Raw genomic sequence first — 15293 nt, forward strand, 5'->3', positions numbered from 1 at the left:
CCATTTGTCAGGGGCGGCCCCCGCCCCCCCGGGGGGCCGGGGCCTGTGGGCCGGCCCCCCAAACTCCCCCCCCCACCGCCCCCCCGGGCCGCCCCCCCGCGCGGGCCCCCGGCCGTTTCGCTGGGTCCGGGCGGGTCAGGGGGCGGTCAGGATCACCGGGCCGTCGTCGGTGACGGCGATCGTGTGCTCCCAGTGGGCGGCCCGGGAGCCGTCGACCGTCGAGACCGTCCAGCCGTCGCGTTGCAGCCGATGGCGGTCCGAGCCGCTCTCCACCACCATCGGCTCGATGGCCAGGGCCAGGCCGGGGCGCAGGGTCAGGCCGCGGCCGGGGCGGCCCTCGTTCGGCACGTGCGGGTCCTCGTGCATGGCGGTGCCGACGCCGTGGCCGCCGTAGCCCGTCGGCATGCCGTACTTCGCGGCGCGGCACACGCTCTGCACCGCGTAGGAGATGTCGCCCAGCCGGTTGCCCGGCACCGCGGCGGCGATGCCCGCCTCCAGGGCCTGCCGGCCCACGTCCGACAGGCGCTGCGCGGCCTCGTCGATCGGGCCGATGCCGACCGTCACGGCGGAGTCGCCGTGGTAGCCGTCGATGTGGGCGCCGAAGTCGATGGAGAGCAGGTCACCCTCCTCCAGGCGGCGGGCGTCGGGGATGCCGTGCACGATGGCGTCGTTGACCGACAGGCACAGCACCGCCGGGTAGGGGATCGGCGCGAACGACGGGTGGTAGTGCAGGAACGACGACTTCGCGCCCTTCTCGGACAGCAGCTCGCGGGCCAGGTCGTCCAGCTCCAGCAGGGTCGCGTCGGGCTTGGCGGCCGCGCTCACGGCCGCCAGGATCTGGGCGACCACCCGGCCGGCCTCGCGCATCGTCGCGAGTTCCGCCGCACTCTTCAGCACCACCATGAAGGATATTGTAATACCAGGATTATCATCGTCTACATGGTGCGCAACCCGTTGACCGATGACGAGCGGCACCGCGGGCTGGTGCTGGGCAGAATGCTGCAGCAGGCGCGCGGGGCGCGCAGCGCGGCGGCCGTCGCGTTCGAGGCCGGGATCTCGCTCGACACCCTGCGGAAGATCGAGCGCGGGGCGATCGCGACCCCGGCGTTCTTCACCGTGGCGGCGCTCGCGCGGGTGCTCGGGCTGGACCTGACCACGCTGGCCGAGGCCTTGGGGGACGACAAGCCGCAGGCGACCAGCCGCGTGGCCTGACCGGTCCCGCCGGCCATGGCCCTGTGGGAGCGGACCGAGGCGCTCGACGAGTTGAGCGGCCTCGGCAACGGGCGCATCGCGCTGGTCGCGGGCGAGGCCGGCATCGGCAAGACCAGCCTCGTGCGGGCCTTCGCCGGCGCCGTGCGCGACCCGGTGTGGCTGGGCGCCTGCGACCCCCTGGTCACCCCGCGCGCCCTCGGCCCGTGGCACGACATCGCCCGCCGGGCCGGCGGCGCCCTCGCCGCGGCCCTGGACGCCCAGCGGCCGCCGCTGCCCGCCCTGCTGGACGCGCTCGAACACCCCGGGCGGCGGCCGGTCATCGTGATCGAGGACCTGCACTGGGCCGACGCCGCCTCGCTCGACCTGCTCGTCCTGCTCGCGCGGCGGATCGAGCGGCTGCGGGCGCGGCTCGTGCTCACCTACCGCGACGACGAGACCCCCGGCCACCCGCTGCACGCGACCCTGGCCGCCTTCCCGCGCGACGTCGTGCGCCGGGTGCCGCTGCCCCGGCTGTCCCGCGCGTGCGTCGCCGAGCAGGCCGGGCGGGCCGGGCGCGACCCGGCGACCGTCTACGAGCTCACCGGCGGCAATCCGCTGCTCGTGACCGAGGCGCTGAGCGAGGAGCCGGCGGGTGCCGTACGACACCTGATCCTGACCAGGATCGAGCGGCTGCCGGCCCCCGCACGGGACCTCGCCGAGCTCGCGGCCGTCATGCAGCGCCTCGACGGGGCCGACGACGCCGAGTGGGCGCTCGTGGACCGCTGCGTGGCCGCGGGCGTGCTGGTCGCGGCGGACGGCGGGGCCGGGTTCCGCCACGAGCTGCTGCGCCGGGCCGTCGAGGACGCGCTGCCGCCGGGCCGCCGCCGCGCGCTGCACCGGCGGGCGGTCGAGCGCCTCGAGGCGCGCCCCGGGGTCGATCCGGCCCGCCTGGCCCATCACGCCAGACACTGTGAAGAGCCGGAACTGCTGCGGCGGTACTGCCTGATCGCCGCCGAATCCGCCGCCACCCAGGGCGCACATCGTGAGGCCGCGGCGCACTACCGGGCCGTCGTGGACCTCGACGCCGGGGTGGAGGCCCTGGAGGCCTACGCGTTCCAGGCGTACCTGGCCGGCCTGCCCGCCGAGGCCCTCGACGCGCGCCGGCGGGCGGCCGGGCGGCGGCGCGCGGCCGGCGACTGGGAGAACGCCGGGGCGAACGAGCGCTGGATCTCGCGCCTGGCCTGGTGGAGCGGCGACACGGCCCTGGCCCGGCGCGCGGTCGAGGACGCGGTGGCGACGCTCAGCCAGGGCCCGCCCGGGCGCGAGCTCGCGATGGCCCTGAGCACCCGCGCCCAGCTGCACATGCTCGCCTACGAGGTCGAGCCGGCCGTCGCGTGGGGCACCCGCGCGGCGGAGCTGGCCGAGCGCCTCGGCGACCGCGAGACCGCCGTGCACGCCGGCATCAACGTCGCCACCGCCCGGCTGGTGCGCGGCGAGCCGGGGGCGGCGGCCGAGCTGGTGCGGCTGCACGAGCGCGCGGACGCGGCCGGGCTCGCCGACCACGCGGCCCGGGCCCTGGTCAACCGGGCCGCCACGGACCTGTGGACCGGCGACGACCTCGCCGCGACCCTGGCCGCGATCGAGCTCGCGTTCGCCTACGCCGACGCGCGCGATCTCGGGGGCTACCGGCAGTACCTGCTCGGCGTCCGCGCGGCCGTGCGGGTCGAGGCGGGCGAGTGGGAGGCGGCGCTGGCCGACGCCGAGGAGTCGCTGGCGTACCCGAGCCGGGGCGGGGTCGGGCCGCTGCCCGCCCTCGTGGCGCGGGGCCGGGTGCAGTCCGCGCGGGGCGAGCCGGAGGCGGGGGCGACCCTGGACACGGCCCTGCGCGAGGCGCTCGCGACCGAGGAGCTGCAGCGCATCGGGCCGGTCGCGATCGCCCGCGCCGAGCACTTCCTCCACCTCGGCGAGGCCGGGCGCGCCGCGGCCGAGGCCCGGCGGGGGCTCGAGCTGGCGGAGTCGGTCGGGCACCGCAGGTACACCCGGGAATTGGCCTTCGCTCTGCTGCGGGCGACCGGTGCACCGTCCGATGTGGACTGGCGGGCGGCGGCGGACGGCTTCGCGCGCGCCGGGCGGCACCTCGCGCGGGTGCACGCGCTGGGGCTCGGGGACGCGGCCGCGGCCGGGGAGGCGCTCGCCGCGCTGGACGCGCTCGGGGCCGGGCGCGCGGCCGCGTGGCTGCGGTCGGACCTGCGCCGGCGCGGGGTGAGCGGGGTGCCGCGCGGGCCCCGGCCGGCGACCGCCGCGAACGCCGCCGGGCTGACCGGCCGGCAGGCCGAGGTGCTGCGGCTGCTCGCCGACGGGCGCTCCAACGCCGAGATCGCCGCGGCCCTGACGCTGTCCGAGAAGACGGTGCAGCACCACGTCTCGGCGATCCTGGCCAAGCTGTCGGCGAGTTCGCGCACCCAGGCCGCGGCGGCCGCGCGGCGGCTCGGGCTAGTTTGACCCCATGATTCGCAGCGGCGCCGTCGACGTGGACTACCCCGACTCGGGCGGCGGCCGGGCCGCGCTCGTGGCCGGCTCCCTGCCCGGGTTCGCGGTCGAGACCGAGCGCGTCGCGTGGCTGGACGAGGTCGAGGCGTACGTCCCCGGGCAGTTCTACCGGCGCGAGCTCCCGGCGATCCGGGCCGTCCTGGCCGGCGTCGACCCCGTCGAGCTGCTGATCGTCGACGGCTACGTGGACCTCGACCCCGACGGGCGGCCCGGGCTCGGCGCCCACGTGCACGAGGCCCTGGGCATCCCGGTGATCGGCGTGGCCAAGACGTCCTTCCACACCGCGACCCACGCGGTGCCGGTGCTGCGCGGCGGGGCGTCGAAGCCGCTGTACGTCACCGCGACCGGCCTGCCGCCGGCCGACGCGGCCGCCTTCGTGACCGGGATGTGCGGCCCCTTCCGGATGCCGGACGCGCTGCGCCGCGTCGACGCGCTCGCGCGGGGCCGGGCGTAGGCACGCCGCGGTGCGCCGCCCTTCGGGATGCCGGAAGGGGGCCGTCGCGAGGCATAGAGAATATTCAAACTGTTAAGGACCTTAAGAGCACTTGCGGAGGCATCGACAACGTTGTACGTTCCCTCCACAACGCTTAACTTTGTTTACAGTTAGCGTCACGTCCGTAGTGCTCGTGGAGGGGTCCATGAAACGCAAAACCCTGATCCCCCTCGCGTTGACCGCCGCCGCCACCCTGGGTGCGACGACCCTCGGCGTGATCAACGCGCAGTCCGCCAGTGCCGCGTTGACCAGCAACTGGTACGCCTCGGCGCCGTACCTGATGCCGTTCGACAACAGCCCGCCCGACGCCGTCGCGGTCATGAACGCGACCGGGCAGAAGGCCTTCCAGCTGGCGTTCATCCTCGCCCCCAACGGCGGCGGCTGCACGCCCACGTGGGACGGCACCCGGGCCGTCTCCTCCGACACCGAGGCCGCGGCGCTCATCTCGCGCATCCGGGCCGCCGGCGGCGACGTGAGCGTCTCCATCGGCGGGTACGGCGGCACCAAGCTCGGCCAGACCTGCGGCACCCCGGCCGCGACCGCCGCCGCCTACCAGCAGGTGGTCACCAAGTACTCCCTCAAGGCGATCGACTTCGACCTCGAGGAGCCGGAGTACGAGAACGCCGCGGCCGTGAACAACGAGCTCGGCGCCGCGCAGATCCTGCAGCGGGACAACCCCGGCCTGTACGTCTCCGTGACCACGGCCGGCACGGCGGCGGGCACGGGCTGGTTCGGCACCGAGATGCTCAAGAACGCCAAGAGCCTCGGCTTCACCCCGAACAACTACTCGATCATGCCGTTCGACGGCGGCTTCAACGGCGCGTCCTCGCAGACCGCCGCGGCCGAGGCGTTCCACGGCATCCTGATGAGCACGTTCGGCTGGGACAGCGCCACGGCCTACGCCCACGAGGGCGTCTCGCTGATGAACGGGCGCAGCGACGCCGGCGAGTACTTCCGCCAGGCCGACTTCCAGACCGTGCTCGACTACGCGACCTCGCACCACCTGGCGCGGTACACGTACTGGTCGGTCAACCGCGACCGCCAGTGCGCCGACCCGAACCAGTCCACCACGTCGGGCACCTGCAGCAGCGTGCCGCAGACGGACTGGGAGTTCACGAAGTACACGGCCCGCTTCGCGGGGGCCACGCCGCCCACCACGAACCCGACCACGGGCGGCCCGCCGCCCACCACGCCCGGCACCGGCGCGTGCACCGCGGCGGCCTGGAACTCGGGCACCGCGTACTCGGGCGGCGCGCTGGTGTCGTACAACGGCCACACCTACAAGGCGGCCTGGTGGACCCAGGGCGAGACGCCCGGCACCGCGAGCGTCTGGGTGGACCAGGGCGCGTGCGGCGGCGGGGGCACCACGCAGCCGCCGACCTGCCCGGCGGCCTGGAACTCGGGCACCGCGTACAGCGGCGGGGCGACGGTCTCCTACGGCGGTCACAAGTGGACCGCGAAGTGGTGGACCCAGGGCGACATCCCCGGCAACAACTCGCAGAACGTGTGGACCGACAACGGAGCCTGCTGACCGGCACCACCAGTGACGAGGCCGCCGCCCGAAGGGTCATCGGGCGGCGGCCTCGCCCCATTTCGCCCACCGGTCGCGGCCCGCCCCGTTTCGCTCACCTGTCGCGGCCGGGCGCCGAAGAGTCGGACATGAAGGTGACCGTGGCCCGGAAGCTCGCGGCGCTCATCGTGCTCGCCGCGCTGGGCATCGCCGCCACCGCCGTGGTCCTCGGCGCGCTCCTGAACGGGCTGGCGAGCCGCTTCGACGAGGTGTCCAAGCAGGACCACCCCTCGGTGCGGGCCGCGCTCGAGATGGAGGTGGCCAAGACCGGGCAGGCCGACGACCTGGGCAGCTACATCGCCGGCGGGGACCGCGAGTTCCTGACGGAGTGGAACGACGACCACGCCGAGTTCGCGAAGTGGCTCGACGCCTACCGCCGGCTGGACGTCTCGCCCCACGAGGCGGCCGTGCTCGACACGGTGACGAGCGCCGACGCGACGTACGAGAGCGAGGCCCAGAAGGTCGTCGCGCTGGCCCAGGCCGGGGACACCGCCGCGGCGACCAAGGCCTCGAACGACGTCCTCGGCCCGCTCGAGGACAAGATCTTCAAGGGCCTCACCGAGCTGGAGGACCTCAACACCACGACCATCGCCGACGCCACCGCGGCCGGGGAGCGGCAGGTCACCCGAGGGGCCTGGCTCGCGGTCGTCATCCCGCTCGCGGCCCTGGTGGTCGTGACCGCGGTCGCGATCGTCATCGTGCGCGGGATCGTGCGCCCGCTGCGCACGGCGGTCGCGGCCCTCGGCCGGGTCGCCGAGGGGGATCTCACCGGCAGCGTCGCGGTGCGCGGCGGCGACGAGCTGGCGGACATGAGCCGGGCGCTGAACCGGGCCACGGCGGCGATGCGCGAGACGGTCGGCGCGCTCGGCTCGACGGCGACCTCGCTGACCGACACCGCCGGCGACCTGAGCCGCTCGGCCGGGGACACGGCCGTGAGCGCCGACAACGCGAACCTGCAGGCCCAGACCACGGCCTCGGCGGCGGAGGAGGTCTCGGCCGGGGTGAGCACGGTGGCCACCGCCTCGGAGGAGATGACCGCGGCGATCGCCGAGATCGCGCAGAACGCGTCCCGGGCCGCGGTGGTCGCCACGGGCGCCGTGGACACGGCGGCGCAGACCTCGGGCACGGTACAGCTGCTGGGGGTGGCCTCCGGCGAGATCGCCGAGGTGCTCAAGACGATCACGAGCATCGCGGCGCAGACCAACCTGCTCGCGCTCAACGCGACCATCGAGGCGGCCCGGGCCGGCGAGTCCGGCAAGGGCTTCGCGGTCGTCGCCGGCGAGGTCAAGGACCTGGCCCAGGAGACCTCCCGCGCCACCGAGGACATCGCCCGGCGCATCGAGTCGATCCGCACGCACACCGGCGCGACGACGGAGGCGATCGGGCGCATCGCCGGGATCATCGACGAGATCAACGACTACCAGAACACCATCGCGTCCGCGGTCGAGGAGCAGACGGCCACCACCGAGGAGATCAACCGCTCGGTGAGCGAGGCCGCCGCCGGGACGCAGGTGATCGCGGCGAACGTGACGCACCTGGCGACGACGGCGCAGGCGGTCACCGAGGCGGCCGCCGCCTCGAGCCGGGCCGCGTCGTCGCTCACCGAGACGGCCGGCCACCTGCGCACGCTCGTGTCGCGCTTCAGCGTCTAGTGCCCGAGGTGCCTAGTGCCCGCGGTGCCTAGTGCCCGCCCCGGCAGCAGCGGGCCTGCGCATACAGCTCCTGCATCCGGTCGCCGGCCTCCTCGGGGCGGTTCAGGGGCGTCGGGAACGGGAGTCGTACGTCGCGGGCGCGCTCCGCGAACTCCAGGCGCAGGACCACGCCGTACCGGTCGAGGCGCACGGGCACGATGCGCTTGACGCCGTGCAGGTGATGCGGCGGCACCAGCCGGGCCAGGCGGTCGACGGCGTCGGGGTGCGCGTCGCTGAGGTGGCACAGCATGTCCGCCTCGACGTGCGCGAGCGGATCGGGCTCGGCGGCGGCGAACGCGTCCGGGTCGACGGTGATCTCGGCGTCGCGCCCGTAGGCCGGGTCCTGCAGTGTGGCCTCGGCCAGATCGAGCGCCAGCCCGCCCGCCGGATGCACGCCGAGCCAGCCGCCGAACGTGGCCCGGGCCCGCACTCGCGAGCGCACCGAGGTCGGGGCCACATCCGTGAGCTCGAGCACGGCGGCGCTGTCGTCGTCGCCGCTGATGGCGTCGAGCGGCACGTCGAGCAGGATGCGCCCGCCCTCGACCCGGTGCGCGCCGACCAGGTCGCAGCGGCGCCCGGGGACGTGCAGGGTGAGCGAGCCGGCGGCGGCCAGCAGCGAGCGCAGGCGCTCGGCCGGGGTGGGGAGCGTTGACATCCGACCTCCTAAGGTTAGGCTTACCTTATTCGAAAGGAGCCCCGTGAACCAGTCACGCCCCAAGGTCCGCCGCTCCCGCGCGCTGGGCATCGCGCTGACCCCCAAGGACGTCAAGTACTTCGAGCGGCGTCCGTTCCCGCCCGGCCAGCACGGCCGCGCACGCCCGAAGGTCAGCGACTACAAAGTCCGGCTGCTGGAGAAGCAGCGGCTGAAGGCGCAGTACAACATCCGCGAGAACCAGATGCGGGCCGCCTTCGACCGGGCGGTGCGCCGCCCCGGCAAGACCGGCGAGGAGCTGGTCGTGGACCTTGAGCTGCGGCTGGACGCGCTGGTGCTGCGGGCGGGGTTCGCGCGCACGATCTACCAGTCCCGCCAGGTGGTGACGCACCAGCACGTGAACGTCAACGGGCGGCGGGTGGACCGCCCGTCGTACCGTGTCCGCCCCGGCGACGTCATCGAGATCGCCGAGCGCAGCCGCACGAAGACGCCGTTCATGGTCGCCGCCGCGGGCGCCCACACGGCCGAGCGCACCGCCCCCTACCTGGACACAAACCTGGCCGGCCTGACCACGCGCCTGATCCGGTTGCCGCTGCGCCAGGAGATCCCGGTGCTCTGCGACGAGCAGCTGATCGTCGAGTTCTACAGCCGCTGACGCGCAGCGAAACGGCCGGCCAGAGGAATCTCCTGGTCGGCCGTCGTCGTAAAGCGGACCGGCCTGCCCGCTTTTTCGGGCCCCGCCCACTCGTATCGAGTTTCGAATGCCGCCGGTCGAAGCAGCGTATGCGGGTGGCGGGGTCGGCTTTGGCGGTCGGCGTAGCCGGACTGGCCACCCGCGTAGTCGGCTCAGCGGACGGTTCGCGATCAGTGCTTTTGGGGCGCGAGAGTGCGGCTTCCTGCGGCCAAGGGAGTCGTACGACGATGGCCTCCTCGGGCGGGCAGGCGCAGGCGACGATGCTTAGCCCTCCCTGCCGCCTCTGTTCGGGCGGACGTCGATGCCGCGCGGCGACCTCACGGCATCGGCTGCTGTTGCGACGAATTCCTTGGGCGCCGCTGGAGTTGCATCTCTGGAGAAAGCGGCGGACGGCCGGAGCGGTGTCAGAATCCATCGCGGCGCGCATCGCAGATGAATCCCTCGGCGATCCGGCCGGCGTACGGGAAACGCACGCGGCGTGCCGGAGATCGACACGGGCAAGGCTCGGATCGACGAGCTCTGGCGGTGCCTTACCGGTGCTCCGCGACGTCGCCCGGCGGCGGCCACATCTAGCACCGTGCGAACGCGTCGGACGACGTCCTCGTGATCTCCTGGGCGCCAACTTTCTGGCGCCGTGCTGCTTAGTGTTTGTTCCGGGCACGGGCCAGAAGCGGATTGACCGGCTGATGCGAGTCGACGATCGGTGCAGGTCGTCCGCGCGCAAGCGGCGGAGATCCCCAATGGTTCGGCAGGACTCGAGGGCGACGCCGCCGCGCTGGACATGATCGGCGTTGCCGACGACTCCGGCTCCCGTGTTGTGGATGCGCATTATGGTCGCTGGGGGCTCGTGACGCGGTTCTGTAGCCCGGATCGTCGAGCGAAAGGCTGACGAGCGATGCAACGCCGGCCGGTCTCGCGGTCGGCAGGGCCTTTGTCAAGCAGGGTCATCCCAGATGGAGGGTGCCTGCATCATTTCCGATCATGATGAGCTTGGGCGCATCTTGCCGAATTGATCAAATGACGGCGTCGGGCCGCGCTCTGGCAGGAGAAGCCGTTGCGATCCGATGCTACCGTCGACTGCGGAGTCCCTACAGAGGGCGGGGTCGGGTTTCAATGAAGTTCGACGATATCTATCAAATCGCCAGCATGGTTCTGTTGGTTCTGTCGCTGGTGCTTGCGGCGGTCAGCATCCAGAAGTACCGGGCTTCGCGCGGCATTGACTTCGTCTTGCAGGCGGAGAGTGCGGGGGATTCTCTGGTCCATGATCTCGTCGGTGCGGATCCGGCCCTGATTCGTGGCATCTACCGTAGCTTCGACCTGGAGCGGCTGTCCGACGACGACTGTCGATCATTCCCGTTCATGTACGGTACGTATATACATGTAAGTCGCATGTACTTCATATTGTCGAACAGTAAGCTGGACTATGGGCTCACCGGGGAGGACCGGGATCAACTCATAAGTGCATGGGTGAATGATCTGTCGGCTTTCAAGGGGCACCCCGCGATGGAGATCGTGCATGAAAAGGCTTTGAGCCGGCGAAACTTCAACGCGAAGTTCATCGAACTCGCCGATCGGATTCTGGTAAATTCCGCGACACCGCACCCAAATGGGGGTGGTCCAGCAGTGACTGGTGAGGCTGTGGAGGGGTTGTCAGGAGAGGGCGTTCGATGACTGGCATCATGCCCGTTCCCCCGCACCATCTGATCCACCGTCTGGAAGAGCTCATGGACGTTCCCGAGAGTTGGGTCGCCGATGTGGTGGAGCTTTGTGGCACTGCCGGCATGCCCTCCTGGCTTCGTGGAGGTCTTTCGACAAGTCTCGAACCTCCAGGAGTGAACATAAGCTATCGACTTGTGTCGGGTGATCGCGTTGCCGAGGGCCTGCCATGGTTGAATAGTGCATACCGGTCGGCGATTCCGGAGCTCGCTAAGTCGCAGCTCGGATGTCCGTATTATCCGTCGATGGACGTCAGGAGTGGAGTGAACATCAACATTCTCGAACAGCGAGGCGGACGCTACGAGATGCATCTCGACTCGAATCCACTCACCGCGTTGCTGTTCGTAACTTCTCATCAAGCGGAGGATGGGGGCCAACTCCTCTTCAGGACCGAAGGGGGCGATCTTCTCGTTGAGCCGAGGTCTGGAGACCTTCTTCTGTTCGACGCGCGTAGGACGCCTCACGCCGTGCTCCCTATCAAGACCGACCGGATCCGAATCACTGTCGTCATGAATTTCTACCTGGACGCCGAGTGTCAGGATCGTCCAGACGGCCTCGATGACTACCTGTATCAATAAATTGGTTAGCCTCGGCCGGGTTGTCGGTGGCGGGGGTAATTTCTGCTTGGAAGAAACTTCCCTCAAAGTCTGGGTGGCGACAATTGCCTTCGGCCATCTACTTATTTGAGCCCGGCGAGAACGCCGGCGGTCACCGCGTCGCCAAGGTCAAGTCTCTTACAAGATCGTTTGACGCCGACGTCATGCCTTTCCGATCTGTCAGAGCGGAGGATGCGGGTGGAACGCACAGGCGCCGCACATCGAATCGAACTGCTGGGAGCCCTACGGGTCTACGACAAAGTTGGGCAGCCGCTGTCACCGCGAGGTGACCACGTCGTGCATCGACTGCTGATCGCCTTGGCGCTCCGGGCGAGACAGCCGCGGACCGCCACGGAGCTCATCGGCATCGCTTCGAGCGATGGGTCCGGCATGTTCGGCCGAAGCGTGATGAGTCTGGACGCGCAGGTAGCCCGCATGAGTGGGCTATTCGATGTACCGATTTCCGGGGTTGACGGTGACGGCTATCAGCTGGACCTCGAGCGCGTCGAGGTCGACGCGCTCGACTTCATCGATAGCGTCCAGGCGCCTGGGCTCCAGATCAATGAGATCGCCCGGCTGCTGTCGATGTGGCGGGGCGACCCACGCACGGTATTCGAGTTCCTGCCGCGCGGCGAGTGGGCGCCCCTGATGCGGGCCTTCGAGCAGTTCCTGGGGCACATCAACCGGCTGCCGGCGGCGGAGGTGCGCCAGATCCGGGGCGAGCTCGACGAGTTCGCCGACCGCCTTCCGGACCTCACCGCCGACGTGGCCTGGCCTGCGCCGGCCGCGCCGGTCCGCCGGCACCGGCTGCTCATCGTCGAGAACGAGGCCAAGGTCGCGGAGATGCTCGCCAGCATCCTGATCGACTACGACACGCGGATCGCCCTCACGCTCACCGAGGCGATGCAGGTGGTGATCGAGCAGATCGACGACATCGACGGCGCGCTCATCGACCTGCACCTCACCGAGCGCATGGACTCGGCCGGCCTCGAGGTGCTGGCCTACATCCGCGACCGGCGGCCCGAACTGCCCCGGGTGCTCATCACCGCCAGCCCGCCGCCCGGTTCGCAGGAGCAGATGCGCCGGGTGTACGGCATCATGGACATCCTGGTCAAGGGCGCCGACGGTTACAGCGCCAACGGGGTGCGGGACGCCGTCGCGCAGATGTTCAACGAGGCGCCCGAGGCCGCCCGGCAGCGGGCCACGGCCCGGCTGCGCTCCCACGCGATCCAGGTGCAGCGGCGGCTCAACCAGCAGATGAGTGCGGCCCGGCGCGGCATCCGCACGGGCGAGCGCTCCGCCTACACCGAGCTCGAGCGCTGCACCGACCGCATCGAGCAGTTCGACCGCGACAGCGATATCACGCTGCAGCAGATGGAGCTGGCCGCCCCGGCGGAGCTCGACGAGATCTTCCTGCAGTACGTGCGGCACTGGCCGCTGGACAATCAAGGCTCAGGGGCCGCGGCATGACCGGACCCACCGACAACGGGTATTGCCACTGCGGCGACTCCCCGACGTCCCGGCAACGAGAGTTCGGCGAATTCGCCGGCTCGGCGGACGAGCGCTCCGCGATCAACGTCAACGTGCTGCGGACGGGCAACGGCTACGAGTGGCACGTCGACTCCAACCCGCTGACCGGCCTGCTGTTCGTGACGGACCAGCCCGCCGAGGGCGGCGGCGAGCTGGTGTTCCGGGCCGACCCGGTGACGAGCCCCGGCGAGGACTGGGAGCTCGCCGTCCGGCCGCGGGCGGGCGAGCTGCTGCTCTTCGACGCCCGCCGGGCCGCGCACGCGGTGATGCCGGTCCGCGGTGCGGCGGACCGGGTCAGCGTGCCGATGAACTTCTACTACGCCAACGCCGCGAACGGGCGGCCGGACTGCCTCGACCGGTACCTCTACGGCGAATGACCCGGGGCCGGGACGCCCACCTTCGGAGGGAAGCAGCGGATGAACGGCAACATCGCTCGAGACGACGCCGGGTCCGCGCTGCTGCTTGAGGTCTTGCAGCGGGCGCAGCTCGCGGTGTGGATCGCGGACAGCGCCGAGCAGGGCTATGCGATTCGCGAATGGAACGCCGGCGCCGAGAGCCTGTACGGCTACACGCGGGACGAGGCGCTCGGCCGCAACTACGTCGAGCTCTTCGTCAACCGGGCCGAGCGCGCCGAGACGCGCGACTCGCACCAGCGCATCGTGGAGGAGGGCGAGGAGTTCGGCTGGAACTTCGCCGCCGACGACATCTCCAAGGACGGCACGATCCACACCGTGCTCGGCAACGCCTTCCGCATCTGGGACGCCAACGCGCGGCGGTACGTCTACGCCGAGGTCGGCATCGACATCAGCGACTTCGAGCAGATGAGCCGGCAACTCAACCGGTCCCGGCAGCTGGCCATCCTCACCGCCGGCGGGGCGCGCCAGCAGCTGAAGATCGTCCGCGGCATCCAGCAGCTCAACGAGGCGATCGCGTCGATGAGCCGCCCGGACGAGCGGGGCCTGGAGCGGGTCGTGAAGGCCGTGCGCAGCGGCGTGCACGACATGCTGCTCAGCGACCCGCTCTGCCGCATCTGGCTGTTCGACGACGCCGAGACCCCGCGGCTCGCGCCCGGCTACGACGAGCTGCCGGGAGCGCCCCGCGTCGCCGAGGCCGAGATCATCGCCAAGACGGTGTCGTCGGAGGCGCTGGAGATGGTCTGCGACCACCGCCCCGTCATCGAGGCCGGGGACGACGTCTACCACTCGGTGGTCGCGAGCCCGCTACACATCGGCTCCGAGCTGCGGGGCATCCTCATCATGTTCTTCCGGGCCGAGGAGCCCCTGACCGGGGACGACAAGGAGCTCCTGGCGCCGTTCAGCAGCTACGCGGCGGTCGCGCTCGTGATGGCCGCGCTCGCCCGCGAGCAGCAGCGCCGCCGCTACGAGGACACCGAGCGGATCCGGCACGCGATCATCCAGTCCGTGCTGCACACGGTGGGCAACGAGGCCGGGCTGGCCAAGCTCGCCGTCGACTCGCTCAGCGACGAGCTGCGCTCGCACCAGGAGCTGCCCGCGCCGGTGTACAGCCAGCTCGAGCAGGTTCGCGCCTCGGTCGACCGGCTGGGCCAGATCATGACCGAGCTGATCCACCTCAACGTCAACATCAGCGAGCAGTCGCGGCTCAACCTCGCCGAGGCGGTCCGCGTCGTGACGCGCCTGATCGAGCAAAATCACTACGAGCGCGTGGTGGTCACGCACGACATCGACCCGGGCATCTGGATCGAGGCCAGCGAGTACCTGTTGCGTGAGGCGTTGAACAACCTCGTGCAGAACGCGGTGCAGGCGATGATCGAGGCGGACTGGGGCGGCGAGCTGCGCCTGACCGCGGAGACCGTCGAGCGCAACTGGAACGGCCGGGTGCGCACGATCGTCATGCTCGACATCGAGGACTCCGGGCCCGGCGTGCAGCCCGGCTTCCGCCAGCGCATCTGGGAGTCGGGCTTCACGACCCGCGGCGACGGCCACGGGCACGGCCTGTACTACACCCGCGGGCTCGTCGGCATGCTCGGCGGGGCGGTGGAGCTGGTCGAGGCGCCGTCCTCGCTCGGCGGCGCCTCCTTCCGGCTGTTCCTCGTCGGCGCGGAGCCCGGCCGCTGACCGTTGCCGCGGCGGACGTAGACCCGGCGCGGGCCCCGCCGTGCCCCTGGCACGACCACGATCACCCTCAGCTCGGGCCGCGGCTCGGCGGCGACCGGCTTCGGCCGCCGCCGCTGCCAGGCCCACATGACGAGCCTGCCGAGCGCCATCGCGGCCGGGAACGCCATGGGGAGAAGGCCGCTGTAGTCCATCTCGCACCTCCGCTGAATGCCCTGTTGCAAGCAATGATCCGGCGGTGTGCTTGTCTCCCGCTTGCCTCATCCTTCGACATGCGCCGTCACGACGGGAACGGCCGGTCACCCGCGCGGGTGACCGGCCGTTCGTGCAGTTCCTGGGATCAGTTGGCCGCGACGCCGAACTGGCCGCTGCCACCGTGGAGCTCGGTGCCCTCCATGAACGACTTGCCGAAGCTGTTCTGGAGCTGGTCGAGCTCGTTGAAGTTGGCCTGGTGGGCGTTCTCGCTGCCCTCGGCGGCGAAGACGTGGTCGTCCGAGGTCGCGTCGTGCGAGTAGTT

13 protein-coding genes are annotated in these 15293 nt (G+C 71.3%); 11 read left to right on the top strand and 2 right to left on the bottom strand.

Annotation, left to right across the window (positions count from 1 at the left end; genetic code table 11):
• Positions 1–135: 135 nt before the first annotated feature.
• Positions 136–903, bottom strand: coding sequence for a type I methionyl aminopeptidase (gene map / locus ABT369_RS56815; protein WP_350626931.1), 768 nt, complete (start codon positions 901–903; stop codon positions 136–138).
• A 36-nt stretch (positions 904–939) separates the two neighbouring features.
• Here map and ABT369_RS56820 point away from each other — a divergent pair, with 36 nt between their 5' ends.
• The 5 genes from ABT369_RS56820 (at position 940) to ABT369_RS56840 (ending at position 7456) form a co-directional block, all read left to right on the top strand.
• Positions 940–1212 carry a helix-turn-helix domain-containing protein gene (locus ABT369_RS56820; protein ID WP_350626933.1) on the top strand — a complete coding sequence of 91 codons (273 nt, stop codon included), beginning with the start codon at positions 940–942 and terminating at the stop codon, positions 1210–1212.
• 15 nt (positions 1213–1227) lie between these two features.
• Positions 1228–3693, top strand: a complete 2466-nt coding sequence (locus ABT369_RS56825) for an ATP-binding protein (RefSeq protein WP_350626935.1) — start codon at positions 1228–1230, stop codon at positions 3691–3693.
• A gap of 4 nt (positions 3694–3697) precedes the next feature.
• The gene (locus ABT369_RS56830) at positions 3698–4195 is read left to right on the top strand and encodes an endonuclease V (protein WP_350626937.1); all 498 of its coding nucleotides are present in this window, start codon (positions 3698–3700) and stop codon (positions 4193–4195) included.
• Between the two features lie 184 nt (positions 4196–4379).
• Entirely contained in the window at positions 4380–5765 is a 1386-nt protein-coding gene (locus ABT369_RS56835) for a carbohydrate-binding protein (RefSeq protein ID WP_350626939.1), read from the top strand.
• A 128-nt stretch (positions 5766–5893) separates the two neighbouring features.
• Positions 5894–7456: a methyl-accepting chemotaxis protein gene (locus tag ABT369_RS56840; RefSeq protein ID WP_350626941.1), complete on the top strand. Its 1563-nt coding sequence runs from the start codon at positions 5894–5896 to the stop codon at positions 7454–7456.
• Positions 7457–7484: 28 nt separating this feature from the next.
• Here ABT369_RS56840 and ABT369_RS56845 read toward each other — a convergent pair whose 3' ends face one another.
• Positions 7485–8150 carry a DUF2470 domain-containing protein gene (locus tag ABT369_RS56845; RefSeq protein ID WP_350626943.1) on the bottom strand — a complete coding sequence of 222 codons (666 nt, stop codon included), beginning with the start codon at positions 8148–8150 and terminating at the stop codon, positions 7485–7487.
• A 43-nt stretch (positions 8151–8193) separates the two neighbouring features.
• On the opposite strand from ABT369_RS56845, the gene rpsD reads away from it, so the two are divergent.
• From rpsD to ABT369_RS56875, 6 genes are all read left to right on the top strand, one after another.
• Positions 8194–8802: a 30S ribosomal protein S4 gene (rpsD, locus tag ABT369_RS56850; RefSeq protein ID WP_350626945.1), complete on the top strand. Its 609-nt coding sequence runs from the start codon at positions 8194–8196 to the stop codon at positions 8800–8802.
• A 1152-nt stretch (positions 8803–9954) separates the two neighbouring features.
• Positions 9955–10512: a hypothetical protein gene (locus ABT369_RS56855; RefSeq protein ID WP_350626947.1), complete on the top strand. Its 558-nt coding sequence runs from the start codon at positions 9955–9957 to the stop codon at positions 10510–10512.
• 53 nt (positions 10513–10565) lie between these two features.
• The gene (locus ABT369_RS56860; protein WP_350626949.1) at positions 10566–11135 is read left to right on the top strand and encodes a 2OG-Fe(II) oxygenase family protein; all 570 of its coding nucleotides are present in this window, start codon (positions 10566–10568) and stop codon (positions 11133–11135) included.
• A gap of 453 nt (positions 11136–11588) precedes the next feature.
• Positions 11589–12623 (top strand): response regulator, encoded by a 1035-nt coding sequence (locus ABT369_RS56865; protein WP_350626951.1) that lies wholly within the window; start codon positions 11589–11591, stop codon positions 12621–12623.
• Positions 12620–13060: a 2OG-Fe(II) oxygenase gene (locus tag ABT369_RS56870; RefSeq protein ID WP_350626953.1), complete on the top strand. Its 441-nt coding sequence runs from the start codon at positions 12620–12622 to the stop codon at positions 13058–13060. The genes ABT369_RS56865 and ABT369_RS56870 overlap by 4 nt, the downstream gene beginning before the upstream one ends.
• Before the next feature lie 39 nt (positions 13061–13099).
• A complete protein-coding gene (locus ABT369_RS56875) occupies positions 13100–14779 on the top strand; it encodes an ATP-binding protein (protein ID WP_350626955.1) in 1680 nt (559 codons plus the stop codon).
• Positions 14780–15293: the final 514 nt, after the last annotated feature.

It is taken from the genome of Dactylosporangium sp. NPDC000244, from assembly GCF_040300725.1.
In the GTDB taxonomy this organism is placed as follows: Bacteria; Actinomycetota; Actinomycetes; order Mycobacteriales; family Micromonosporaceae; genus Dactylosporangium.